The 22,596-nt window shown below is 70.8% G+C and carries 26 protein-coding genes and 1 tRNA gene; 18 read left to right on the top strand and 9 right to left on the bottom strand.

The window, feature by feature from the left end; translation table 11 throughout:
* Positions 1-14: 14 nt before the first annotated feature.
* The 7 genes from ACFV7R_RS17870 to ACFV7R_RS17840 form a co-directional block, all read right to left on the bottom strand.
* On the bottom strand, positions 15-902 hold the full coding sequence (locus ACFV7R_RS17870; RefSeq protein ID WP_385264328.1) for a carbohydrate ABC transporter permease: 888 nt from the start codon (positions 900-902) through the stop codon (positions 15-17).
* A complete protein-coding gene (locus ACFV7R_RS17865) occupies positions 899-1,882 on the bottom strand; it encodes a carbohydrate ABC transporter permease (protein ID WP_385264326.1) in 984 nt (327 codons plus the stop codon). Before ACFV7R_RS17865 ends, ACFV7R_RS17870 begins: the two co-directional genes overlap by 4 nt.
* On the bottom strand, positions 1,879-3,189 hold the full coding sequence (locus ACFV7R_RS17860) for an ABC transporter substrate-binding protein (RefSeq protein WP_385264324.1): 1,311 nt from the start codon (positions 3,187-3,189) through the stop codon (positions 1,879-1,881). The genes ACFV7R_RS17865 and ACFV7R_RS17860 overlap by 4 nt, the downstream gene beginning before the upstream one ends.
* A 227-nt stretch (positions 3,190-3,416) precedes the next feature.
* A complete protein-coding gene (locus ACFV7R_RS17855; RefSeq protein ID WP_385264323.1) occupies positions 3,417-5,255 on the bottom strand; it encodes a copper resistance CopC/CopD family protein in 1,839 nt (612 codons plus the stop codon).
* Positions 5,256-5,326: 71 nt separating this feature from the next.
* A complete protein-coding gene (locus tag ACFV7R_RS17850) occupies positions 5,327-5,800 on the bottom strand; it encodes a cupin domain-containing protein (RefSeq protein ID WP_385264321.1) in 474 nt (157 codons plus the stop codon).
* Positions 5,797-6,405 (bottom strand): GNAT family N-acetyltransferase, encoded by a 609-nt coding sequence (locus ACFV7R_RS17845; RefSeq protein ID WP_385264320.1) that lies wholly within the window; start codon positions 6,403-6,405, stop codon positions 5,797-5,799. The genes ACFV7R_RS17850 and ACFV7R_RS17845 overlap by 4 nt, the downstream gene beginning before the upstream one ends.
* Positions 6,398-8,461: a penicillin acylase family protein gene (locus ACFV7R_RS17840; protein ID WP_385264318.1), complete on the bottom strand. Its 2,064-nt coding sequence runs from the start codon at positions 8,459-8,461 to the stop codon at positions 6,398-6,400. Before ACFV7R_RS17840 ends, ACFV7R_RS17845 begins: the two co-directional genes overlap by 8 nt.
* 78 nt (positions 8,462-8,539) lie before the next feature.
* Here ACFV7R_RS17840 and ACFV7R_RS17835 point away from each other — a divergent pair, with 78 nt between their 5' ends.
* The 6 genes from ACFV7R_RS17835 (at position 8,540) to ACFV7R_RS17810 (ending at position 11,968) form a co-directional block, all read left to right on the top strand.
* Positions 8,540-9,250 (top strand): siderophore-interacting protein, encoded by a 711-nt coding sequence (locus ACFV7R_RS17835; protein ID WP_385264317.1) that lies wholly within the window; start codon positions 8,540-8,542, stop codon positions 9,248-9,250.
* A 205-nt stretch (positions 9,251-9,455) separates the two neighbouring features.
* Positions 9,456-10,133 (top strand): HdeD family acid-resistance protein, encoded by a 678-nt coding sequence (locus tag ACFV7R_RS17830; protein ID WP_385264316.1) that lies wholly within the window; start codon positions 9,456-9,458, stop codon positions 10,131-10,133.
* Between the two features lie 102 nt (positions 10,134-10,235).
* On the top strand, positions 10,236-10,547 hold the full coding sequence (locus ACFV7R_RS17825) for a hypothetical protein (protein ID WP_385264314.1): 312 nt from the start codon (positions 10,236-10,238) through the stop codon (positions 10,545-10,547).
* Between the two features lie 70 nt (positions 10,548-10,617).
* Positions 10,618-10,752 carry a hypothetical protein gene (locus ACFV7R_RS17820; RefSeq protein WP_263495087.1) on the top strand — a complete coding sequence of 45 codons (135 nt, stop codon included), beginning with the start codon at positions 10,618-10,620 and terminating at the stop codon, positions 10,750-10,752.
* A gap of 170 nt (positions 10,753-10,922) precedes the next feature.
* The gene (locus ACFV7R_RS17815; RefSeq protein WP_004943146.1) at positions 10,923-11,219 is read left to right on the top strand and encodes a type II toxin-antitoxin system VapB family antitoxin; all 297 of its coding nucleotides are present in this window, start codon (positions 10,923-10,925) and stop codon (positions 11,217-11,219) included.
* A 134-nt stretch (positions 11,220-11,353) separates the two neighbouring features.
* On the top strand, positions 11,354-11,968 hold the full coding sequence (locus ACFV7R_RS17810) for a LytR C-terminal domain-containing protein (protein ID WP_385264431.1): 615 nt from the start codon (positions 11,354-11,356) through the stop codon (positions 11,966-11,968).
* 27 nt (positions 11,969-11,995) lie between these two features.
* Here the strand turns inward: ACFV7R_RS17810 and upp are convergent, their stop codons facing one another.
* Positions 11,996-12,631 (bottom strand): uracil phosphoribosyltransferase, encoded by a 636-nt coding sequence (gene upp, locus ACFV7R_RS17805; protein WP_385264313.1) that lies wholly within the window; start codon positions 12,629-12,631, stop codon positions 11,996-11,998.
* 95 nt (positions 12,632-12,726) lie between these two features.
* Between upp and ACFV7R_RS17800 the strand changes: the two genes are divergently transcribed.
* The 9 genes from ACFV7R_RS17800 (at position 12,727) to ACFV7R_RS17760 (ending at position 18,227) form a co-directional block, all read left to right on the top strand.
* Positions 12,727-12,957 carry a hypothetical protein gene (locus ACFV7R_RS17800; protein WP_224737178.1) on the top strand — a complete coding sequence of 77 codons (231 nt, stop codon included), beginning with the start codon at positions 12,727-12,729 and terminating at the stop codon, positions 12,955-12,957.
* A 303-nt stretch (positions 12,958-13,260) separates the two neighbouring features.
* On the top strand, positions 13,261-13,800 hold the full coding sequence (locus ACFV7R_RS17795; RefSeq protein WP_129798664.1) for a hypothetical protein: 540 nt from the start codon (positions 13,261-13,263) through the stop codon (positions 13,798-13,800).
* A 56-nt stretch (positions 13,801-13,856) separates the two neighbouring features.
* Positions 13,857-14,288 (top strand): tRNA adenosine(34) deaminase TadA, encoded by a 432-nt coding sequence (gene tadA, locus ACFV7R_RS17790; protein WP_385264311.1) that lies wholly within the window; start codon positions 13,857-13,859, stop codon positions 14,286-14,288.
* Positions 14,289-14,355: 67 nt separating this feature from the next.
* A tRNA-Ser gene (locus ACFV7R_RS17785) sits at positions 14,356-14,440 on the top strand.
* Positions 14,441-14,607: 167 nt separating this feature from the next.
* Positions 14,608-14,787, top strand: coding sequence for a hypothetical protein (locus ACFV7R_RS17780; protein WP_129798666.1), 180 nt, complete (start codon positions 14,608-14,610; stop codon positions 14,785-14,787).
* Positions 14,784-15,077: a Dabb family protein gene (locus ACFV7R_RS17775; RefSeq protein ID WP_385264309.1), complete on the top strand. Its 294-nt coding sequence runs from the start codon at positions 14,784-14,786 to the stop codon at positions 15,075-15,077. The genes ACFV7R_RS17780 and ACFV7R_RS17775 overlap by 4 nt, the downstream gene beginning before the upstream one ends.
* Before the next feature lie 148 nt (positions 15,078-15,225).
* Positions 15,226-16,071, top strand: coding sequence for an RNA polymerase sigma factor SigF (locus tag ACFV7R_RS17770; RefSeq protein WP_206306856.1), 846 nt, complete (start codon positions 15,226-15,228; stop codon positions 16,069-16,071).
* A gap of 431 nt (positions 16,072-16,502) precedes the next feature.
* Positions 16,503-17,438 (top strand): RNA polymerase sigma factor SigF, encoded by a 936-nt coding sequence (locus ACFV7R_RS17765; RefSeq protein ID WP_385264307.1) that lies wholly within the window; start codon positions 16,503-16,505, stop codon positions 17,436-17,438.
* Between the two features lie 39 nt (positions 17,439-17,477).
* Positions 17,478-18,227 carry a hypothetical protein gene (locus ACFV7R_RS17760; RefSeq protein WP_385264305.1) on the top strand — a complete coding sequence of 250 codons (750 nt, stop codon included), beginning with the start codon at positions 17,478-17,480 and terminating at the stop codon, positions 18,225-18,227.
* Positions 18,228-18,248: 21 nt separating this feature from the next.
* Here ACFV7R_RS17760 and ACFV7R_RS17755 read toward each other — a convergent pair whose 3' ends face one another.
* Entirely contained in the window at positions 18,249-18,443 is a 195-nt protein-coding gene (locus ACFV7R_RS17755) for a hypothetical protein (RefSeq protein WP_385264304.1), read from the bottom strand.
* Between the two features lie 195 nt (positions 18,444-18,638).
* On the opposite strand from ACFV7R_RS17755, the gene ACFV7R_RS17750 reads away from it, so the two are divergent.
* The 3 genes from ACFV7R_RS17750 to ACFV7R_RS17740 all read left to right on the top strand — a co-directional run bounded on the left by ACFV7R_RS17750 (position 18,639) and on the right by ACFV7R_RS17740 (position 22,588).
* On the top strand, positions 18,639-19,127 hold the full coding sequence (locus tag ACFV7R_RS17750; protein WP_385264303.1) for a MarR family winged helix-turn-helix transcriptional regulator: 489 nt from the start codon (positions 18,639-18,641) through the stop codon (positions 19,125-19,127).
* A gap of 27 nt (positions 19,128-19,154) precedes the next feature.
* Complete coding sequence (locus ACFV7R_RS17745) at positions 19,155-21,674, top strand: MFS transporter (RefSeq protein WP_385264301.1); 2,520 nt, start codon at positions 19,155-19,157, stop codon at positions 21,672-21,674.
* Between the two features lie 89 nt (positions 21,675-21,763).
* Entirely contained in the window at positions 21,764-22,588 is an 825-nt protein-coding gene (locus tag ACFV7R_RS17740) for a YceI family protein (protein WP_385264300.1), read from the top strand.
* Positions 22,589-22,596 lie beyond the last annotated feature (8 nt).

Genomic DNA, 22,596 nt, shown 5'->3' with positions numbered 1-22,596 from the left:
CGAAAAGGCGGGCGTCAGCCCTTGTTGGCGCCGAGCGTGAGGCCGCTGACGAACTGCCGCTGGAGCAGGAAGTAGACGATCAGCGTCGGGATCGCGGTGAGCAGGGCGCCGGCGGCGACCAGGTTGGGGTCGGTGAAGTACTGGCCGGAGAGGTTGTTCAGCGCCGAGGTGATCGGCATGTTCTCGCCGGTGGAGATCAGGACGAGGGCCCAGAAGAAGTCGTTGTAGATCCAGATGGACAGCAACGTCGCCAGGGCGGCCATCGCCGGACGGCACAGCGGCAGGGTGATCTGCCAGTACAGCCGCCACACCGAGGCGCCGTCGACCAGCGCGGCCTCGGTCAGCTCGTGCGGCAGCATCTTCATGTAGTTGCTCAGCACGAAGGCGCAGAACCCGGACTGGAACGCCACGTGGATGAGGACGAGGCCGAGCGCGGAGTCGTACAGCTTGCCGCTCATCGTGATGCCGGGCAGGTCGATGAGCAGGTACATGCGGTACAGCGGGGTGATGATGACCTGCTGCGGCAGCAGGTTGCCGGCCGTGAAGACCAGCAGCAGGAACAGGTTGATCCGGAAGTCGAAGCGGCTGACGTAGAAGGCGACCATCGACGACAGGAACAGCGTCAGCAGCACCGCCGGCACGGCGATCAGCAGCGTGTTCCCGAAGTAGTGCGTCATGTCCGACTGCGTGAACGCGTTGGTGAAGTTGTCGAAGTTCAGCGTGTCCGGGAGGGACACATAGCCCTTCTCGCTGGTCTCGGCGTACGGGCGCAGGGCCGCGTAGATCGCCCACAGCAGCGGCGCCAGCCAGGCCAGCGCCATGCTGCCGAGCACGACGTGCAGCAGGACCCGGGCGGGGCGGACCGGCGTGCGTTTCTTCACGGCAACAGTCGCGGTGCTCATGCTCGCCGCTCCTTCCGGAAGGTGCTCACCAGGTAAGGAATGATCACGACGAGGGAGATCAGCAGCAGCACGACCGCGATCGCGGATCCGTATCCGATCCGGCTCGACTCACCGACGATGTTGTTGGTCACGAGGATCGACAGCAGCTCGGTGCCCTCGGCGCCCTTGTTGAAGACGAAGACCAGGTCGAAGGCGCGCAGCGCCTCGATGATGGTGACGACCAGGACGATCGTGTTGGTGGGGCGCAGGGTCGGGAAGACGACGTTCTTGAACGTCTGCCACTCGCCCGCCCCGTCGATCGCCGCGGCCTCGCGCAGCGACGGGTCGACGCCCTTCAGACCGGCCAGGTAGAGGATCATCATGTAGCCGGCGTGCCGCCAGGACGCGGCGACGAGGATCGCCCACAGGTTGAGGTCCGGGTCACCGATCCAGTCGATGTACTTACCGGGCTCGTTGGCGCCGATGATGCTGTTGATCAGGCCGGTGTCGGGGTTGTAGACGAGCTGCCAGACGAAACCGATGACGGCCATGGACAGCACGACCGGCAGGAAGAACGCCGTCTGGTAGAAGCGGCTGAACTTGATCTTCTTGTCCAGCTGCACGGCCAGGAAGAGGCCGAGCGGCGTCGGGATCACGATCAGCACGACGAACCAGATGACGTTGTGCTGGACGGCCGGCCAGAACTGCGGGTTGTTGATGAACAGTTCACGGAAGTTGTCGAGCCCGACCCACTGGATCGAGTCGAAGCCGATGCCGTCCCAGGTGGTGAACGCGAGGGCGATCGAGGCGAGCGCGGTCACCCACACCAGGGCGATGTGCAGGATCGTCGGCAGGGTCGCCATCAGACCGAGCGTGAGCCGGTCGCGGCGGGTGAGCAGGCGACGGTGCCCCTGGGACACCTTCTTCTGCTGGGCGGGGGCAGCGCCCGGAGGCGGCACGGCGGCCGCCTCCGGGATCTCCTTGGTGATGTCGGTGCTCATGAGGACGCGAAGATCGTCTTCTTCTGGCGCTCGATCGAGGACAGCAGGCTGTCGACGCCCTTGGGGTCACGGACGAACTTCTGCAGCGCGGGCTGCATGACCGTGGAGGTGAAGTCCGGGCGGCTGTCACGGTCCATGAACTGGGTCAGGGACTTGGCGCCGGAGATCATCTCGTACGCCTTCTTCTGCAGCGGGGTGTACGAGGACGTGTCGGCCTTGCTGGAGGCGTGGACCGAGCTCGGGTCGGACTTGAGGTAGATGTCCTCGGCCTCCGGCGTGCCCAGGTACTCCAGGAGCTTGACCGCCTCGGCCTTGTTCTTCGGGTTCTTGCTCATCATGAAGCCGTCGGTCGGCGCCTCGACGGTGTCCTGGCCGTGGGCCGGGTCGATCTCGGGGAAGGCGAAGAAGTCGAGGTCCTCGAGGTCGTCCGGGTTGGTGAACTGCTGGGCCACGAAGGAGCCCAGGAGGTACATGCCGGCCTTCTTCGACACCAGCGTCTGGGCTGCGTCCTGCCAGGTGCGGCCGACGGCGCCCTCCTGGTGGTAGGGGAGGATCTCGGCCCACAGGTCGAAGGCGGCGCGCACCTTGGCGTCGGTCCAGGAGGCCTTGCCGGCCATCAGGTCGACGTGGAAGTCGTAGCCGTTCTTACGGAAGTTGATCTGGTCGAAGGTGCCGAGCGCGGGCCAGGCGTCCTTGTCGCCGAAGGCGATCGGGACCAGGTTGTCCTTCTGCATCTGCTTGCACAGGGCGATGAAGTCGTCCCAGGTGGTGGGGACTTCGTAGCCCTTCTCCGCAAAGACGCTCTTCCGGTAGAAGACCGCCCAGGGGTACGTGTAGAGCGGCACGAAGTAGTACTTGCCGTCCTCGCCCTTGCTGAGCTTCTGCATCGCCTCGGGGAAGTTGCCGCTGATCTTCTGCCACACGTCGTCGATCGGGGTGGCGAGGCCCTTGGCCGCGAAGAACTGCATCCGGTACCCGGCGAACCAGGTGAACACGTCGTCCGGCGTGCCCTGGAGGTAGGAGTTGATCTGCTCCTGGAAGGTGTTCGAGTCCTTGGTGTTCACGTCGACCGTGATGCCGGACTTCTTCTTGTAGGCCGCGTAGATGTCGGCGAACGCCTTCTTCGGCACCGGGTCGGACGCCTTGGAGCCCAGGGTGACCGTCTTCGGGTCGGCTGCCGTGCCGCTGCCGCCGCAGGCGCTGAGCAGGGGTATGCCGGCGCCGAGAACGGCGGCGCCGCCGACGCCGCGCAGCAGGGTGCGGCGGCTCGGGCCGGGGAGCGTGAGGCCGGAGGGAGTTGTGTGCATAGCGGCTCCTGAGGGGGCACAGGGTTCGGTCCGAAAATTGGTCGAAACCAATCAGAAAACAACCTGACCGAACACGAGGGTGGCGTAATAACAGCCGCATGTCCGGTCATACGTCAAGAGTGGCCGTCACTCTTTGTTGAAACGTAACCGTCACACGCGTACGCCCCAGCGATCACGCACAGGCCGTCACAGAAACCAACACAACCGGTCAGGGCCCCGGGCCTGTCCTAGCCGAGGCGGACGTCCTTCTCCACCGTGACCTGGTCGATCTCCGTGGTCCGGACGGTGATCCGCATCGTCCAGGTGCCCGCCAGCGGGAGCCGGAGCGTGTCCGTCACCCAGTAGCCGCCGCGGTCCTCCAGCCGGGCGTCGATCGGGCCGACGTCCTGCGCGCGCAGGGTGAACGTCATCCGCAGTTCGGGAACGGTGGACAGGCCGTCGTCGGAGCCGTAGACCACGGCCTGCACCTGGTTCCGGCCCACGCGGCCGGGGGAGAGCTCGACCTGCACCTTGCCCCGCCCGTTCGGCGTGCCGACGTCGAAGGGGACCATCGTGCTGGAGGCGGCGGCCGCCCCGCCCGCCGGGGCCGCCTGAGCGGCGGCACTCTCGCTCGCGACCCGGCCCGGCAGGGTGACCGTGAGGAGCGTGGTGATCACCAGGACGAGCACTCCGGTCACGAACTCGACGAGGACGGAGCGCCGCAGGGCACGGCGGTGCGGGTCGCCGTCGGGAGGTGGGGTGGGGGTCGGGGTGGGGACGGGGGCACCGTCGACCGGTTCGCTCCCGCCCGCCGGCCGGCCCCCCACCAGTTCCGGAACCCTCTCCGCGGCAGTGGTGCGGGCCGGCTGTGCCGCCCAGTGGGACGTCCAGCGGCGGGAGACGGCCGCGGCCGCGAGCAGCAGGGTCACCGCGGCCAGCTTGACGAGCAGGAGGCGGCCGTACGTCGTGCCGGTGAGGGCGTCGAGGGAGCCGACGCCGCGCCAGGACTGGTAGACGCCGGTGACGGTCAGGACGGCCACGCAGACGAAGGCCAGCCGGGAGAAGCGCGTGACGGCGGGGGCGGTGAGGTCCTGCGGGGCGCGGTACAGCACGGTGAGCAGGGCGGTCAGACCGCCCAGCCAGACGGCCATGGCGAGCAGGTGCAGCACCGAGGAGGTGATCGCCACGGGCACCTGGATGCCGGCGGAGGCGTGCTCGGCGGCGGCCCAGGTGAGGGCGAGGCCGAGGGCGAGGGGGACGCCGAGCACGGCGTGCGGACGGCGCCAGGACCGTCGTACGAGGAGGAACGCCCCCGCCAGCAGCGCCAGCCGGGCCAGCAGCGCCAGTCCCGGTCTGCTGGTGAGCGTGGCGCGCAGGACGGCCGGGTCGAGGGCGTCGGCGAGACCGGTGCCGCGCTCGTAGGGGCCGCGCAGGATGAGCAGGGCGGTGGTGGACACCAGCAGGGTGAGACAGGCCGCGGGGATCAGCCGGCGCAGGGCCTTCGAGGGGCCGCCGAGGACCGCGGCCGTGAACACGAGGACGCCGATGAGCAGGGCCAGTCCGCCGTACGCGCAGTAGCGGGCGATGTTGTACAGCGAGGTCGTGGCCGGGTCCTCGGCCGGGGCGGTGACGGCGACGGTGGTCGCGGAGGGTTCGCCGACGGAGAAGATGAACGCGCCGGAGACGGGGTGGCTGTCCGCGGAGACCACGCGCCAGGCCACGGTGTACGTGCCGTCCTCCAGGCCGGCGGGCAGCCGCAGCCGGACCGTGTCGGAGCTGCCGTCCACGTGTGCGGCCCCGCTGGTGCGCAGCGGGCGGTTGTCGGGGGCGATGACCCGGACCGAGTCGTCGAGCAGGCCGACGGACTCGGTGAAGGTCAGGGTGAGGTGCCGGGGGGCGGCGTCCAGGAGGGTGCCGTCGCGGGGGTCGGTGCTGCCGAGTCCGGCGTGGGCCGACGCGGGGCCGGCCCCGCCGAGGAGGAGCAGGACCAGCACGGCGCCCAGCAGCACCAGCCGGTGAAGTCGCCGGGGGTGTCCGTGCGCTCCGTGGTCGCCGTCGTCCCGTTGTCCGCCATCGCGCAGCCCCATCGCTTCTCCGTCGTCGGATGTGTCTCCGCGATACGTACGGACGCGGGCGCCGGTGTGCTCACGCACACGCTTCACGGGCGGCAGAGGTCCACGATCCGGTCGGCCCGGTCCGGGTAGCGGGCGGTGAGGTCGGCGGCGTCCCCGTGTTCGTATCCCTCGAAGGTGAATCCGGGTGCCATCGTGCAGCCGAAGAACGTCCAGGCGCCGCCCTCGACGACCCGCCCGCCCATCCAGGTACCGGCCGGCACGGTGAACTGGGGGTGCTGGCCGTCGAGTACGTCCGGTCCGAGCACGGCGGTGCGGGAGGTGCCGTCGGGGGCGAGGAGCAGGAGTTCCAGCGGGTCGCCGAGGTAGAAGTGCCAGACCTCGTCGGTGGGCAGGCGGTGCAGGGCGGAGTAGTCGTCCCGCTTGAGCAGGGCGACGATGGCGGTGCCTTCCGGGCGCCCGTCGGGCCGCCGGGGGCCCGCCCAGGTCTCTCGGAAGAGGCCGCCCTCGCGGGGGATCGGCTCCATGGCGTAGTGCGCGACGAGGTCTTCTGGGGTCACGCCGGGAAGGCTACCGCCCGGTCGAGGAAGGCGAGTTGAGCCTGCTTCTCCGGCAGGTACACATCGGGCAGGTCGATCTCCGGCAGCACGACCTTCGGCCCCGCTTCGAAGCCCTGCCGCACGAAACGGGCGATCGCCCTGTCGTTGCGCACGTCGGGGTCGACCACGATCCGCTGCCGGTCCAGGGTGAGCAGCACGTACGAGGTGATGGCGGACACCAGCAGCGCCGTCCAGCCGGGGTGTGCGCCACCCGGTCCGGTGGGCGCGAGCAGCAGGTGGATGCCGATGTCGCCGGGGCGGACCTGGTAAGCCTCGCCGACCCGGTCCGCGCCGGGCTCGTACGTCTGGAGCAGCGCGACCGGTGCGCCGTCCCGCACGACCAGGTGGGCGTGGTGGGTGTCGAGGGTGTCCATGTGCGCGTAGATGTCGGCGACCTGGTCCGGCGTGAGGCCGTTCATGCCCCAGAAGGCGGCCCGTTCCTCGCTGACCCAGCCGTGGATCACCTCGGCGTCGCCCTTCGCGTCCAGGGGCAGGATGCGGACGGTGCCGAATCCGTCGACCGCCTGTTCGTGGACGGCGGTGCGGGCGGCGTACGGGTCAGACATCGTCGGTCTCCTTCGTCAGACGGGCCCAGTCGGTGACGACGGGCACGAGATCTCCCCTGAGCCACAAGGGGAGTTGGTCGCGGTGGTGGGGCGAGCCGGGGACGCCGGACGCGCCGAAGGGCACCACCCACCGGCTGTCCTCGCGGCGGGCCAGGTCCCACACGTAACGGGCGGCCGGGCCGCGTGCGGCGCGGTCGGTGAGGCCGGGGACGGCGGAGGTGCACAGCACACAGTCGTGGTCGCCGGACAGGCCGGGCTCGTCGTCCGACGGGCCGGCCAGGGCCCGCCACGGAGCGAGACGGTGGGTGTCGCCCCAGGTGCGCTGCGGCTGCCCGGCGACCTCCCGGACCGCGTCCCGGACGATCGCGGCGCGGTCGATGCCGTACAACTCCTCCGTGCTCAGCAGATGTTCCAGGGCGAGGCCGATGCGCGGGACGGGCGCGAGCCACGGAAGCAGGACCTCCGGGTAGGCGGGCGGCTCGGTCAGCGGGGTGAACGCCGGGTGGGCGGCGAGCCGGCGGACCACCGCGCCGCGCAGGGCCGCGTAGGCGGCGGCCTCGGGGCTGGCCGCGTCCATCCGGCGGTCCCAGCGCAGGAGGCTCTCGCGCAGGGCGGCGGCGTCGGGGGACAGGTCGTCGAGGGCCTCGAGGTGGGCGAGGAGGGGCCCGGCGGAGGCGAGGTGGGTGTCGGTGTGGATCGCGGGCATGTCGGCTGCCGACCACTGGTCCTTCTCGCCCAGCAGCGCGGCGATCCGGCCGGCGCGGTGCGGCGCGGCGAACTCGACGCCGAGGGGGGTGGCGGGGCCGCGCTGGTTGGCCATCACCGCGATGCCGTCGGTCAGGCCCGCGCGGGGCATCTCGTGCCAGCCGCGCCACTCGTGGCCGGGCTCCCAGGCGGGGACCAGCCGGATGCGGTTGGCCTCGGCGCGCACCGGTACCCGGCCCGCGACCCGGTGCAGGGTCCCGCCCTCGGTGTCGGCGGCCTGGACGACGTTGACCGGCTCGGCCCATACGTCGAAGGCGCGGTCGACGTCGGCGACCGTGCGGGCCCGCAGCAGCGGCAGCAGGGCGGCGAAGCCGAGGTCGCCGGTGACGCGGGGCGGGTAGCGGAGGCTGAGGGCGAGGGGGGTGCCGTCGTCGAGCCCCTCGGGTCCACCGGCGACGACCGGTCCCCGTTCGGTCTCGATCACCTCGACCGGCACCCGCTCCGCACCGCCGACCTCGACGAACTCCGTGTGCCGCGCGGCCCGTTGCCAGCGCCCGTCCGGGCCGAGCGCCTCGACACCGGCGCCGGTGCGCCGCAGCCGCTCCCGGTAGAGGTCCTGGTAGTCGGCCATGGCGTTGGTGATGGCCCAGGCGACCGTGCCGGTGTGGCCGAAGTGGGCGATGCCGGGGACACCGGGGACGGCGAGGCCGACGACGTCGAACTCCGGGCAGCACAGGCGGATCTGCTGGTACACACCGGGGTCCTCGATGAACCGGTGCGGGTCGCCCGCGATGACGGCCTGCCCGGTGACGGTGCGTTCGCCGGCGACCAGCCAGCCGTTGCTGCCGGAGGTGCCGGGACCGTCGGTGGCGAACAGCCCCACCGCCTGCGGTCCCAGGTGCCGTACGACCTGCTCGCGCCAGAGCTTCGCCGGGAAGCCCGCGAACAGGATGTGCGTGGCGAGCCAGACGCCGAGCGGGGTCCAGGGCTCCCAGTGGCCGGGGGCCAGTCCGGTCGCGGCGAACTCGGGCGTACGGCGGGCGCCTTCGGCGAGGCCCTCGTTGACGCCGTCGACGTAGGCCCGGACCCAGTCGGACGTGTCGGGGTCCAGCGCGTCGAAGCAACGTCTCGCCGTGTCGTCCAGTCGCGCCCGTCTCGCGAAGACGTCCCAGGCCACGGCGTCCGGACCGAGGAAGGACGCCGAGGTGCCCTGGGCGCGGTGGCGTTCGACCTCCAGTTGCCAGGCGCGGTCGAGGGCGGTGACCCGGCCCTGGGCGCGGGCGAGTTCGCGGGCGCCGGAAGCGCGCAGATGCGGGATGCCCCAGGCATCGCGGTGGATCTCGGTGGTCACCCTGTCACCCTCCTGTGCTTTAGGTTAGGCTCACCTAAGTGAGTCGTGGCGGAATCGTACGCGAAGGGTGAAGACGCGATGGGGCAGGGGCGGGGTTGGGAGGGCACGGTCCTCAGGCTGTTGCGGGCGAAGGACTTCGTGTTCACCGTGACGGGCGCCGAGGACGTCACCGCCGAGTACCGGCGGCTCCACCTCACCGACGGCGGGATGCTCGCGGCGACCGGCGTCCACCCGACGATGTGGGTCCGGCTGTGGTTCGACAACGCGGGAAAGCCGCACCAGCGGGCGTACACGCTGGTCGACCCGGATCCGGCGGCCGGCACCTTCAGCCTCGAGTTCGCACTCCACGAGGGGTGCGCCAGTGACTGGGCGCGGGCGGCGAAGCCAGGGGACACGATCGAGGCGACGGTGCAGGGAACGGGGTTCCAGCGGCCCCATCCCGAGCCCTCGCACGTCTTCGCGATCGGGGACCCGGCCTCGCTGCCCGCGCTCAACTCCCTCCTCGACGAACTGGGTTCGGCGCCGGCGACGATCTGGTTCGAGGGCGAGCCGGCCGGACTGCCGTACCGGGGGGACAACGACCGCCACGAGCTGCGCACGCTCCCCCGCGGACACCTGGTCGACGACGTGAAGACGACGCTGCCCGAACTCCTGGCGGCCACCCCGCACCCGTACGTCTGGATCGCCTGCGACACCGCGACGACCCGCACGCTGTCGGCGTACGTCCGCAAGGACCTGTCCGTGCCGAAGGACCGTATGCACGCGCTGGGGTACTGGCGCGCGACCTGACACCGGACGCGGCGGATCCAGCAGTGGTGCCAGTACCTCGCCGAGCACTACGACGGTGATGTGAGCGCCGTCCGGAAGGGCGCCTACGGCGAGCCGGAGTCGCCGGCCAGGGTGCGGGCGGCGGCCAGGGCCGCGAAGAAGCAGCTGTCAGCCGAGTGGCCCGCTCCAAAATGCGGGCCGTTCGTCGGCGTTCCCAGCATGGAGCATGACCGAGCCACCGAGCGGCTCCCCCTGGGGTCCCGAGTACGACGACCGGCGCGTGCACGCCACCCGTGACCCGCACGCGCCGCGCCCGCCGTACGACGGCCCCGAACCGCCCTTCGAGGGACCGCTGCACCTGATCTCCCGCGCCGCCTGGCAGGTCGTGCTGGTCACCGGGATCGCCTCGCTGGCCCTGGGCGTCCTGGTCCTGTTCTGGCCGGACGCCACGCTGCTGGCCGCCGGCATCCTCTTCGGCCTCTACCTCCTCGTCAGCGGCGTCCTCCAGCTCGCCTCCGCCTTCGGCACCCACAAGACGACCTCGCTGCGTGTGCTGGCCTTCATCAGCGGCGCCCTGTCGATCCTGCTCGGCCTGTTCTGCTTCCGCGGCGCCATGCAGTCGATCCTGCTGCTCGCGCTGTGGATCGGCATCGGCTGGCTGTTCCGCGGGATCACCCAGACCCTGGCCGCCGCGTCCGACCCGGCGGTGCCCGCCCGCGGCTGGCAGATCCTCCTCGGCATCGTCACCGTCCTCGCCGGCGTCGTTCTGATCGTCTCCCCGTTCGAGTCGGTCGCCGTCCTCACGATCGTCGGCGGCTGCTGGCTGGTCGCGGTGGGCATCGTCGAGCTCCTCACGGCGCTGCGCATCCGCGCCCTCACCCGCCACGTCCCCCGCGAGCTGTGACCGGGAGAACCTCATGCCCGTCATGCCCGAGCCCGCTACGCCGAGCGAGCGAATAGCGCAGGCCCCAAGGGCCTCGTCCGCCCGCCGGGGAGGTGAGCAGCCGTGAATGCCGTCCCGTCTCCGGGTCGCTGGGCCCGGATGGTCGTGCTGTTGCTCGCCCTGCTCGTGCCGGCGGCGCACACCGAAGCGGTCGCCGTGCCCGCCGTGACCGTGGTGGGCGAGGTGACCGAGGGCGACGTGCTGGACACCGCCGTACGGCCGCCGGGGCGGGCCGTGCACCAGCCCGCCCTGCCGCAGCGGCCGGTCCGCGCACCGGCCCCGGCGCCCCACGGGATGCCGGCCCGCCTCTGCCCGGCCCCGTCCTGGCCGCCGTACACCCCAAGCGCCCTGCGTTCCGTGGTCCTGCGCTGCTGATGCACCCGTCGTCCCCCAGGCCGGTCAGTACGACGCAAGGAAGACAGACGGACGCAAGGAAGAAGCAGCCATGCCCTCAGATCCCTACGCGGTGCTGCGCGCCCTGGTGCGCGCGGAGGCCGCCCGCAGTGCCCCGAAACCGGAAGCGAAGGAAGCCAAGCCGCAGCAACAGCCCGGCCACGTCGGGGAGCGGCGGCGCGGTTGACGTGAAGCCCGGACGCCCCGCACGGGGCGTCCGGCTCACCGCTTTCTGCGGGCGGCCTCATCCACACCCACCCCCTTTGACCGGTATTGACCATGATTTGCGCGCACTTGACCAGCACGGCCCGAGCCGGGAAGCTGCGGCCGGGGAGGCTTGACCGGTAGGCTTTCCGTGTGATCTTCAAGCGCATCGGAAACGGCCGGCCGTACCCCGACCACGGCCGGGAAAGCACCCGGCAGTGGGCGGACGTCGCGCCGCGCCCGGTCCGCCTCGATCAGCTCGTGACGACCAAGCAGCAGCTCGACCTCGAGACCCTGCTGGCCGAGGACTCGACGTTCTACGGCGACCTCTTCGCGCACGTCGTGAAGTGGCAGGGAGACCTGTATCTGGAGGACGGCCTCCACCGCGCGGTGCGGGCGGCCCTCCAGCAACGCCAGGTGCTGCACGCCCGCGTGCTCGAGCTGGACTGAGGCCCGCCCGAGGCACCCGCCGGCAACGGCTTGGCCCTTTCGGGTTCTCCTGAGCGGCGTCGAATGATCATCTAGTAGGCATTGCCGCCCGGGCGCACTACGCTGCGCCCATGAGCATGCTGACTCCCCCCGGCATGGGCGGCCAGTACCGCATCACGGGGGACAAGTACCCGCGGATGCGCCCGCCCCGGCGGCGCGGCAGGCTCGTACTCCTCGTCACCGCCTCCGTCGCCGTGCTCGGCGTCCTCGGCTGGGGAACCCTCCAGCTCGTCGACGTCTTCACCGGCGGCGACAAGGCCTCGGCCGCCGGCTCCAAGGCGGACTGCGCGACCAAGGCGAGCCCCTCGCCCAGCGCGGCCAGGGACCTGCCCGAGCCCCGCGCGATCACCGTCAACGTGCTCAACGCCACGACCCGCAGCGGCCTCGCCAAGCAGACCGCCGACGAACTGAAGAAACGTGGCTTCAGGATCGGCGACGTGGGCAACGCGCCGAAGGAGTTCGACAAGAAGGTCCGCGGCACCGGCATACTCCTCGGCCCCGACGCGTCCCTGAACACCTCGCTGCCCGTCCTCGCCACCCAGCTCACCACCGCCGAACGCCGCACCGACGCCGGACGCAAGGGCCCGGCCGTCGACCTGATCCTCGGCAACGGCTTCAAGGGGCTGACGAAGCAGGCGGACGCCGCCGCGGCGCTGGCCGCACTGGCCGAGCCGGAGCCGACGCCCACCGCGTCGAAGAAGAGCTGCTGAAGCCTCGTACGAGGCTTCAGCAGGGCCCTATTCGGCCGCCCCGTACATCCGGTCCCCGGCGTCGCCCAGGCCCGGCACGATGTAGCCGCTCTCGTTGAGGCGCTCGTCGACCGAGGCCGTCACCACCGTCACCGGGGTGCCCGCCAGTTCGCGCTCCATGAGCTCGACGCCCTCCGGGGCGGCCAGCAGCACCACCGCGGTCACATCGTCGGCGCCGCGCTTGATCAGCTCCTGGATCGCCGCGACCAGTGTGCCGCCGGTGGCGAGCATCGGGTCCAGGACGTACACCTGCCGCCCGGAGAGGTCCTCCGGCATACGGGTGGCATACGTGGACGCCTGCAGCGTCTCCTCGTTGCGGATCATGCCCAGGAAGCCCACCTCGGCGGTCGGCAGCAGCCGGACCATGCCGTCCAGCATGCCGAGGCCGGCCCGCAGGATCGGCACCACCAGCGGGCGCGGGTGGGAGAGCTTCACGCCGGTGGTGGAGGCGACCGGGGTCGTGATGTCGACCTGCTCGGTGCGCACGTCGCGCGTGGCCTCGTAGGCGAGCAGGGTGACCAGCTCGTCGGCGAGACGGCGGAAGGTCGCGGAGTCGGTGCGCTGGTCGCGCAGCGTGGTGAGCTTGTGGGCGACCAGGGGGTGGTCGACGACGTGGAGACGCATGTCCCCAACAGTAGCCGCGCTTCGTGGCCGCCACGCCCTGGCGTCAAACCCCCCGTCCGGGGGAAGGTGGGAGTGACGGATAGGGGTGGTTGCCTATGCCTGACCTGCCTGACCTGCCCGAGGGCGACACTCCGGGGGACCGGGATTCCGCCGGACGGCGCACAGCCGCGACGCCGCAGGAGACCGACGCCGAGCGGAGGCGGCGCCGGGCCCGGTTCCTGCGCGAACTCGCCGAAGCGCGAGAACTTCGTGACCGCGTCCAGCCCCGGCGCGCCAAGACGGCCCGGCTGCGCCACGCCATGCGCATGCGAACGTTCCGCTGGTAGATCCACTGCCCGGGCCGGCGGCGGGAAGATCTGCGCCCCAAACGGTCGTTGTGGGAGTGGACGTGCGGGGTCGGCCTCGAAAGCCGCGTACGATCCGCAGGTGGCGGCAATGAGTGCGCCGGTGAGTCGTTCGCGTACGTACGATCAAAACTGCCGGACACAGGGAGCCGAAGACGTCCCCTGAGCGCCTTGTTTCTGCCACGATTCCGAGTGGGTGGGACTCGGAGCCCGAGCTCTCCCCGCCCGCAGCCTCCGCCGGGGGGATCCCCAACCGGCACGCCTCTGACCAGTGGGAGAGTCACGGTGTACTTCGCCGCACTGCTCGCGCGCACCGAAGACGGGTGGGAAGCGAGCGACACAGAGCTCGACGATGTGGAGACCCTGTCGGATCTGGCCGACCTGGCCCGGGAAGCCTCTCCCGACGACGACACGGTGCTCGTCCTGATCGAGCAGGAGGACGCCTGGTTCGGCGTCGTCCGCATCGATGGCGAGGACGACCCTCGGATCTACGTCTCGGACGCCGCCGCGGCTGCCCGCAGCAGCTACGGCGAGATCCTGCTCACCGACGAGCTGCTCGGCAGGGAGCCCGGCGACGACAGCGCCGACCTGGACTCCCTGGACCTCGACGGCACCGAGGACGGTGAACCCGCCGACGACGACGCCGACGCGGACGCCGGCGACGGCGGCTCCGCCGAGGCCGTGCCGCACGGCCCGGTCGGCGACACCGCCGTCCTCGACGATCTGGGCGTCAGCGAGAAGGAGCTGCTGTCGCTCTCGGAGGACGCCCTCACCTCGATCGCCGAGTCCCTGGGCGCCTCGGACGTCCTGGAGACCGTCCGCTGACCCCGCCCGGCACCGCACGGTCCCCAGACCCGGTACGCGACCGCTGGCGGGCCGCGATGCGGCACGCCCTGGACGAGGCCGAACGGGCCGTCCGCGGCGGCGACGTCCCCGTCGGCGCGGTCGTGCTGTCCGGTGACGGTACGACCGTGCTGGCCACCGGGCACAACGAACGCGAGGCCACCGGCGACCCGACCGCGCACGCCGAGGTCCTCGCCATCCGCCGCGCGGCGGCGAAGCTCGGTGGGTGGCGGCTGGCCGGCTGCACCCTCGTCGTCACCCTCGAACCCTGCACGATGTGCGCGGGCGCGATCGTCCAGTCCCGCGTGGACCGCGTCGTCTACGGCGCCCGCGACGACAAGGCGGGCGCGGCCGGCTCCCTCTGGGACGTCATACGCGACCGGCGGCTCAACCACCGCCCCGAGGTCATCGAGGGCGTGCTCGCCGAGGAGTGCGCCCGGCAGCTCACCGACTTCTTCCGCGACCGCTGACCGGCCGCCGTGGCAGGCGCGAATACCGATTTCGGACCATGCCCCACCTTGCTGTAAGGTCTCCCTCGGTAGCGTGTCCGAGCGGCCGAAGGAGCTCGCCTCGAAAGCGAGTGTGGCGCAAGTCACCGAGGGTTCAAATCCCTCCGCTACCGCTCGAGAAAGGGCCCCGTCGTCAGACGGGGCCCTTCGTGCATGCCGGGACATGCCGGGACAGCGGATCCCGCCCGGCGAGGCGTTGGTCGTCAAATACGACGTGAAGTTACACTCACCGCCGGCAACAGGGGTCCCATCAGGCGCAGCAGGCACAGGGGAGGCCGCAGTGGCGGTGAATTCGAAGAAGATCGCCGTCTATGTGCTTGTGGTCTTCGCGCTCTACGTGATCATCACGGATCCGTCCAAGGCCGCCGACTACGTCCAGATAGGGTTCGAGGGCATATCGGACGCCGCCAAGGCCATCGGTGACTTCATGACCTGGGTCGCCAACGGAGGAGAGTCATGATCCGCCACCTGGTCCTGTTCAAGCTCAACGAGGGCGTCGAGCGTGACGACCCGCGCGTCGTGCAGGGCGTCGAGGCCTTTCGGGCCCTCGGCGACCAGATCGAGGAGCTGCGCTTCTGGGAGCTCGGCTGGAACGTCAGCGACCGGCCCGTCGCGTACGACTTCGCGATCAACTCGGCCGTCGACGACCAGGACGCCCTCAAGCGCTATGTGGAGCATCCGGCGCACCGGGCGGGCGTCGCCCTGTGGCGGGAGTTCGCCACTTGGGTGATCGCCGACTACGAGATCTGAGGCCCACGGACCGCCGAGCCCTCCGCCGGAACGGCGGGGGGCTCCCATGCATCTTATGCCCCAACTCGCCTTCAACACGGCGTTATGCGGTGCTTGCACACGGTGCACATGTCTTGTGATGCTATGACCGCTTTTGACGGATGTGTTGATGGACCATGAGGTGGAGTTGACCGTGTCGGCCAGTACTGCGCCTCAAGCACCCCCCGAGGAGGAGGCCGCGCCACAGCGCAGCCGGGGCGCCGACACCCGGGCACTCACCCAGGTTCTGTTCGCCGAGCTCAAGAAGCTGGAGCCGGGCACGCCGGAACACACCCGGGTGCGGGGGGCGCTGATCGAGGCCAACCTTCCGCTCGTACGCTACGCGGCCGCCCGTTTCCGCTCCCGCAACGAACCCATGGAGGACGTCGTCCAGGTCGGCACCATCGGGCTCATCAACGCCATCGACCGTTTCGACCCGGACCGGGGCGTGCAGTTCCCGACCTTCGCGATGCCGACCGTCGTCGGGGAGATCAAGCGGTACTTCCGCGACAACGTCCGCACGGTCCACGTACCGCGCCGGCTGCACGAACTGTGGGTGCAGGTCAACAGCGCGACCGAGGATCTGACCACCGCCTTCGGGCGTACCCCGACGACCGCCGAGATCGCCGAGCGGCTGCGCATCACCGAGGACGAGGTGCTGTCCTGCATCGAGGCCGGACGGTCCTACCACGCGACCTCCCTGGAGGCGGCCCAGGAGGGCGACGGCCTGCCCGGCCTGCTCGACCGCCTCGGCTACGAGGACCCCGCCCTGGACGGGGTCGAGCACCGCGACCTGGTCCGGCATCTGCTCGTCCAGCTCCCGGAACGCGAGCAGCGGATTCTGCTGCTGCGCTATTACAGCAACCTCACCCAGTCGCAGATCAGTGCGGAGCTCGGGGTCTCGCAGATGCATGTGTCGCGGCTGCTTGCACGGAGCTTTCAGCGGCTGCGTTCGGCGAACCGGATCGAGGCGTAGCGCTCCGCGGGGTGCCGGGACAGGCCGTCGGTCGTCTGCGGCGCCGTTGTGGCTGGTCGCGCAGTTCCCCGCGCCCCTTAAGGGCGTTGCCCAGCCGCACGCCGGACAGGCCCCGGCCGTGAAACCGGATCGCCCCGCCACCGGGAATCGAACCGGCGCACAACCGAAAGGGGGATCGAGGCATCACCAGCACGGGCGAATCGCTCACCAGGGCCGTTGCCGTCGAATTTGTACCGAAGGACCGTCAGACCCCCTTCTTCCAGGGCGGATTCGCATCTCACGTGTCGACATGTCTCTACAGCGTGTTGCCGACATGTGACATTCTGCGGGAAGAGCGTTTGCCGGTGCCCCGGCGCCGGTATTCAGGTGAAGGCTGACGTTCCTCATCGGGAGCGTTCGCCGCGACCGTCCCGCGACCCAAAGGGGGTGGCATGTCCGCAGACCAGGGCAGCTCGAAGGTGCTGACGCTCACGAAGAGCGAGGCAGCGCCGGAGGCTCTCGACGCGCTCGACGCCATCGGCGCCCTCAACGACGTATCGGCCCTCGAGGCCACGCCGGCCCCGGCCCTCGAGGCCACGCCCACCCCGGCCCCGCCGGCCTCGGAGTCCATCGACACCCGCACCCTCTCCCGCTCCCTGTTCCTGCGGCTCGCCGCGCTCGACGAGGACAGCCCGGAGCGCGCGTACGTCCGGGACACCCTGATCGAGCTCAATCTCCCCCTCGTGCGCTACGCGGCCGCCCGCTTCCGCTCCCGCAACGAGCCGATGGAGGACATCGTCCAGGTCGGCACGATCGGCCTGATCAAGGCCATCGACCGGTTCGACTGCGAACGGGGCGTGGAGTTCCCGACGTTCGCGATGCCCACGGTCGTCGGCGAGATCAAGCGGTTCTTCCGGGACACGTCGTGGTCGGTGCGTGTGCCGCGCCGTCTCCAGGAGCTGCGCCTGGCCCTGACGAAGGCCAGCGACGAGCTGTCCCAGAAGCTGGACCGCTCCCCGACCGTGACCGAACTCGCCGCCGTTCTCGGTGTCTCCGAGGAGGACGTTGTCGACGGCCTCGCGGTGGGCAACGCCTACACCGCCTCGTCCCTGGACTCCCCGGCCCCGGAGGACGACGGCGGCGAGGGCTCGCTGGCGGACCGGCTCGGCTACGAGGACACGGCGCTGGAGGGCGTGGAGTACCGCGAATCCCTGAAGCCGCTGCTGGCCAAGCTCCCGCCCCGGGAGCGGCGGATCATCATGCTGCGCTTCTTCGCCAACATGACCCAGTCGCAGATCGGCGAGGAGGTCGGCATCTCCCAGATGCATGTCTCCCGGCTCCTCACCCGGACCCTGGCCCAGCTGCGTGAGGGGCTCATCTCCGACTGAGTGCTTCCTATTTGACGGAGTGTCAGCCACTATGGCGCGATGCTTCCAGCGACCTGGACCCGTGGCCGCCGGGGTGCCGTGATCGGTGCGTCGGCGGCCGTCGTCTGCCTCGGTGCGGTACTCGCCGGGTACGGAGGCGGCGGCGCGGACGGCGGATACGTCGCGGTCGGCGCGGGCGGAGGCCCGTCCGGGCGTACGGCGGCGGAGCCGACGGGTGGCGTGCGGCTGGTGCCCCTCGACGGAGCGGAGGCGGCAGGCGAGGGCGAGGGCGAGGGCAGCCCTTCGGCCAACTCTTCTGCCGGCAGGGGAAGTTCAGGTCAGCCGTCGCCGGACGGCACGCCGAGCGCAGGCAGCGGCTCCGTCCCCACGAGCGGCGATCACAGCAGGCCGGCCGCCGACGCTCCCTCGGGCGCGGATTCCGCTCCCACGGAGGCGGATTCGCCGGCTCCGACGCCCTCCCCCACGCGTACGGCACCTCAGGGGCCGGCCGCGCTGAGTGTGGGCGAGCCCGTGCGGGAGCCCACCGACAAACGCTGGTGCGAGAAGGTGACGCTCGCCCTGCACAACACCGGGGGAACCGCGGTGCGTTCGGGCACGGTGACCTTCGGGACGCACATCATCGGCGCGCTCGGCATCGACTGGGGGACGGTCGAGTCCAGCGGGAAACTTCCGGCGCCGATCGCAGCCGGCGCGCGGAAGGAAGAGTCCTGGACGGTGTGCGTCGACGCGTGGCGCGTGCCGCTCGGCATGCACATCGAGACGCGGGACGTCGACGTCCGGTGGGAGTGAGCCGCTTCCCGTGCGGGTGAGCTACTTCAGCGCGAGCCAGGCGACCGCGGCGACGATCACGACGGCGGCCACGATGCCGACGATCAGGCCGAGGCGGGGACCCGCCGGGGCGGCCGCCTGCTGCCGGGTCTGAGGGCCCTCGTCGACGAACGCGCGGAACATCTGGGTGCTGCCGGCGGGGTCGTGGTTGCCCTGGGGGTTCTGGGTGTTGGCCATGGCCCGAGACCCTAGCGAAAACGTCGGGGCTGCCCAAGTGCGGGGTTCGTCACGGCACCGGCAGGCCCGACCTGCACCTTTACATCCGCCAATACTTGCCTTTGCCAAGTTTTTATGCCCGGTACACCCGATTTAGTTTGCCTGCAGCAACCAATAAATCTATGGTTGCCCTAAGCAACAAACACGGGAGATGCCATGGCCGAACAGGCGCAGTACGAGGAGCTGGCCCGCCAGCTCAGTGGCGTCGGGGCCGTGAAGCGGGAGATGGCCCGGATTCTGCCGACCGACTGCCCGGGCGGCTCGGTCGCCGTGCTGACGCTGCTCGACCGGCACGGCGACATCCGCATCGGCAGGCTCGCCGAGCTGCTGGCCGTCGACATGTCGGTCACCAGCCGCCATGTCACCCATGTCGCCGAGCGGGGCTGGATCGAACGCTCCCCCGACCCGGCGGACAAGCGCTCGCGCATCCTGCGCCTGACCCCGACCGGCCGCGCCAAGCTCGACGAGCTGACCCGGCGGACCACAGAGCTGCTGGCCGACCGGCTGAGCGACTGGACCGACGACGAGGTCGGTGAACTCACCCGGCTCATGACCCGGCTCCGGACCAGCTTCGGCGACTGCCGGTCCACCGCCCGGTCCGCCCCTCCTGCCGACCCGACCACCCGTACACCCGCACGCACCTAAGAGATGCGCGTAAGAGATAGGAAGCCCATGGCAACGACCACACCAGCCGGTGTGCGGGCCCACGCCAAGCACGGGGGAGGCTCGCACGGCTCCGCCGACGGCGCTGCGATGTCGCACCGGCAGATCATGGAGGCGCTGACCGGCCTGCTGCTCGGCATGTTCGTCGCGATCCTGTCGTCGACGATCGTCTCCAACGCGCTGCCCGACATCATCAGCGACCTCGGCGGCGGCCAGAGCGCCTACACCTGGGTGGTGACCGCGTCGCTGCTGGCGATGACCGCGTCCACTCCGCTGTGGGGCAAGCTCGCCGACCTCTTCTCCAAGAAGCTGCTGATCCAGCTGGCCCTGGTGATCTTCGTGGTGGGCTCGGCGGCCGCCGGTCTGTCCCAGAACCCGGAGATGCTGATCACGTTCCGCGCCGTCCAGGGCCTCGGCATGGGCGGTCTGTCCTCGCTGGCCCAGATCATCCTGGCGGCGATGATCTCGCCGCGTGAGCGCGGCCGGTACAACGGCTACCTCGGCGCCACGTTCGCGACCGCGATGGTCGGCGGCCCGCTGATCGGCGGTGTCATCACCGACACCGACTGGCTGGGCTGGCGCTGGTGCTTCTACGTCGGCGTGCCCTTCGCCGTCATAGCCCTGATCGTGCTCCAGCGCACCCTGCACCTCCCGGTCGTCAAGCGGAAGGTCAAGGTCGACTGGGCGGGCGCCTTCTTCATCACGGCCGCGGTCTGCCTGCTGCTGGTCTGGGTGACCTTCGCCGGTGACAAGTACGACTGGGTGTCCACCGAGACGTACGCCATACTCGGCGGCACGCTCGCGCTGCTGGTGATCTTCCTGATCGTCGAGTCCAAGGCGTCCGAGCCGATCATCCCGCTGCGGCTGTTCCGCAACCGCACCATCACGCTGGCCTCGCTCGCCTCGCTGTTCGTCGGCATCGCGATGTTCGCCGGCACGATCTACTTCAGCCAGTACTTCCAGCTGGCCCGGAACGAGTCGCCGACCATGTCCGGCGTCCTGACCATCCCGCTGATCGGCGGTCTGTTCCTCTCCTCCACCGTCTCCGGCCAGGTCATCACCCGCACCGGACGCTGGAAGGCCTGGCTGGTGGCCGGCGGTGTGCTGGTGACCGGCGGTCTCGGCCTGCTCGGCACGATCCGCTACGACACCGAGTACTGGCACGTGGCGGTCTACATGGCGCTGCTGGGCCTCGGCGTCGGCATGATGATGCAGAACCTGGTGCTCGCCACGCAGAACCAGGTGGACCCGAGCGACCTGGGCGTGGCGAGCTCGGTGGTGAACTTCTTCCGGTCCCTCGGCGGTGCGGTGGGCGTCTCCGCGCTGGGCGCGGTCCTGAGCACCCGCATCACGCACTACGTCGAGGAAGGGGCGTCCGACCTCCCCCGGAAGTACGCGTCCGCGCTCTCCGAGGCCGGCTCCTCCGGCAGCATCCCGGACATGGACGCCCTGCCCGGCCCGATCCGCACCCTCTTGGAGAGCGCCTACGGCCACGGCATCGCGGACGTGTTCCTCTACGCCGCGCCGGTCGCGCTGCTCGCTCTGCTGTTCTCCCTGTTCATCAAGGAGGTTCCGCTGAAGACCCAGGCGCTGGCACAGTCCGCCCAGCAGTCCACCCAGGCGGAGACGGCCGCCGACGTGCCCGCGCCGGCCGGCGCGCAGGAGCGGGTCCCGGCCGTCGGCGCCGCGGCGCCGACGGCCGGTCCCGAGGGGACGCAGCGGCTCGCGGCGGTCGCCACCACGGCAGCCGAGCCGGGTCCCGCCGGCGACGGCATCCCGGTCCGCGGCCAGGTCCGCGGCGCCGAGAGCGCGCCCGTCCCGCAGGCCGCGGTCACGCTGATCTCCCTCTCGGGCCGCCAGCTGGGCCGGTCGGTCGCGCAGGCCGACGGCTCCTACGCGGTGGACGCGCCGGGCACGGGCTCGTACGTCCTGATCGCCTCCGCCGACGGGTTCCAGCCGCAGGCGTCGACGATCGTCGTGAACGGTGAGCCGCTCACGTACGACATCCTGCTCAGCGGCACCAGCGGGCTGACCGGTGTCGTGCGGGCCGTCGGCAACGCGCTGCCCGTGAAGGACGCGATGGTCATCGTGACCGATGTGCGCGGCGACCTGCTGGCCAGCCAGACCACTGGTGAGTACGGCGAGTTCGGCTTCGCCGAGCTGGTGCCGGGGACGGTGACCGTCGCGGTGAACGCCGCCGGCTACCGGCCGCGTGCGCTGCCCGTCGAGGTGGGCGGCACGGGCATCACCCGCATCGAGGTCGACCTGGACGCGGGCGCCCAGGTGCAGGGCGTCGTACGGGCGCCGCACGGGCCGCTGGCCGACGCCCGGGTGACGCTGGTCGACGCGGCGGGCAACGTCGTCGGCACCGCCACCACCGGGACGGACGGGGCGTACGCCTTCACCGATCTCGACAGCGGCGACTACACGGTCATCGCGACCGGCTACCCGCCGGCGGCGACGGCACTGACGGTCACCGGCACCGGCGTCGACGGCCACGACATCGAACTCGCCCATCCCGGCGAGTAGCAGAACCCCGGCCCGTGGCGGCGGCGCGCTCTGAGCGGAGGTGCGCCCGCCACGGGCCGGTTTCTTTGAGCTTCTGAGGAGTACGTGAGATGGGACTGACCGCGAGGATCCGTACCCGGGACGGATGGGCCGTGTCGCACGCGGTCGTCACGGTGACCGACATGACCGGAACGCAGGTGCTGCGGGCGGAGGCGGACGCGGAGGGAGCCGTACGGGATGCGACCCCGCTGGAGCCGGGGGCGTACACCGTCATCGTCACGGCTGTCGGCTACGCGCCCGCCGCCGCGAGCGCGATCGTCACGGCAAGCGGCCGGGCCGAGGTCGGCACGGTGACGCTGGCCCGGCAGGGCGGGGCCGAGCTGCCCCCGCCGGGGCCGTGGACGATCGATCCGACGCACTCCAGCGTGGGTGCCGTCGCCCAGCATCTGGGGATCTCCAGCGTGCACGGCCGGTTCACCGACTTCACCGGCGCGATCGAGATCGCCCCGGACGACATCGCCAAGTCCCGGGTGGAGGCGGTCATCCGGGCCGCCTCCATCGACACGGGGAACGCGATGCGGGACGGACACCTGAAGTCGCCGGACTTCCTGGACGTGGAGAACTATCCCGAGATCACCTACCGGTCGACGGGGCTGACGGCGAACGGCCCCGACCGCTGGACCGTGCACGGCGAGCTGGGCATGCACGGGGTCGTACGCCCGGTGGACCTGGACCTCGCCTACCTCGGCACGGGCCCCGACCCCTGGGGCGGCACCCGTGCCGCCTTCCGGGCGACGACGGAGCTGCGGCGGGAGGACTTCGCCATGAACTACAACCAGGTCGTCCAGGCGGGCATCGCCGCGATCGGTGCGACGCTGAAGGTGGAGCTGGACGTCCAGGCGGTGCAGGGGGAGGTACCCCTGCAGGCAGGCTGACGGACGGC

It is taken from the genome of Streptomyces sp. NPDC059866 (assembly GCF_042731325.1).
Classification (GTDB): Bacteria; Actinomycetota; Actinomycetes; order Streptomycetales; family Streptomycetaceae; genus Streptomyces; species Streptomyces flavusporus.
Note: the sequence above shows the minus strand (reverse complement) of the source record. Positions and strands in the feature narration are given on the sequence as shown.

Coding starts and splice junctions, on each gene's coding strand:
- ACFV7R_RS17870 (WP_385264328.1), bottom strand. CDS start 902: ATGAGCACCGCGACTGTTGCCGTGAAGAAACGCACGCCGGTCCGCCCC.
- ACFV7R_RS17865 (WP_385264326.1), bottom strand. CDS start 1,882: ATGAGCACCGACATCACCAAGGAGATCCCGGAGGCGGCCGCCGTGCCG.
- ACFV7R_RS17860 (WP_385264324.1), bottom strand. CDS start 3,189: ATGCACACAACTCCCTCCGGCCTCACGCTCCCCGGCCCGAGCCGCCGC.
- ACFV7R_RS17855 (WP_385264323.1), bottom strand. CDS start 5,255: ATGGGGCTGCGCGATGGCGGACAACGGGACGACGGCGACCACGGAGCG.
- ACFV7R_RS17845 (WP_385264320.1), bottom strand. CDS start 6,405: ATGTCTGACCCGTACGCCGCCCGCACCGCCGTCCACGAACAGGCGGTC.
- ACFV7R_RS17835 (WP_385264317.1), top strand. CDS start 8,540: ATGGGGCAGGGGCGGGGTTGGGAGGGCACGGTCCTCAGGCTGTTGCGG.
- ACFV7R_RS17830 (WP_385264316.1), top strand. CDS start 9,456: ATGACCGAGCCACCGAGCGGCTCCCCCTGGGGTCCCGAGTACGACGAC.
- ACFV7R_RS17820 (WP_263495087.1), top strand. CDS start 10,618: ATGCCCTCAGATCCCTACGCGGTGCTGCGCGCCCTGGTGCGCGCGGAG.
- ACFV7R_RS17810 (WP_385264431.1), top strand. CDS start 11,354: ATGGGCGGCCAGTACCGCATCACGGGGGACAAGTACCCGCGGATGCGC.
- upp (WP_385264313.1), bottom strand. CDS start 12,631: ATGCGTCTCCACGTCGTCGACCACCCCCTGGTCGCCCACAAGCTCACC.
- ACFV7R_RS17800 (WP_224737178.1), top strand. CDS start 12,727: ATGCCTGACCTGCCTGACCTGCCCGAGGGCGACACTCCGGGGGACCGG.
- tadA (WP_385264311.1), top strand. CDS start 13,857: ATGCGGCACGCCCTGGACGAGGCCGAACGGGCCGTCCGCGGCGGCGAC.
- ACFV7R_RS17775 (WP_385264309.1), top strand. CDS start 14,784: ATGATCCGCCACCTGGTCCTGTTCAAGCTCAACGAGGGCGTCGAGCGT.
- ACFV7R_RS17770 (WP_206306856.1), top strand. CDS start 15,226: ATGGACCATGAGGTGGAGTTGACCGTGTCGGCCAGTACTGCGCCTCAA.
- ACFV7R_RS17765 (WP_385264307.1), top strand. CDS start 16,503: ATGTCCGCAGACCAGGGCAGCTCGAAGGTGCTGACGCTCACGAAGAGC.
- ACFV7R_RS17760 (WP_385264305.1), top strand. CDS start 17,478: ATGCTTCCAGCGACCTGGACCCGTGGCCGCCGGGGTGCCGTGATCGGT.
- ACFV7R_RS17755 (WP_385264304.1), bottom strand. CDS start 18,443: ATGGCCAACACCCAGAACCCCCAGGGCAACCACGACCCCGCCGGCAGC.
- ACFV7R_RS17750 (WP_385264303.1), top strand. CDS start 18,639: ATGGCCGAACAGGCGCAGTACGAGGAGCTGGCCCGCCAGCTCAGTGGC.
- ACFV7R_RS17745 (WP_385264301.1), top strand. CDS start 19,155: ATGGCAACGACCACACCAGCCGGTGTGCGGGCCCACGCCAAGCACGGG.
- ACFV7R_RS17740 (WP_385264300.1), top strand. CDS start 21,764: ATGGGACTGACCGCGAGGATCCGTACCCGGGACGGATGGGCCGTGTCG.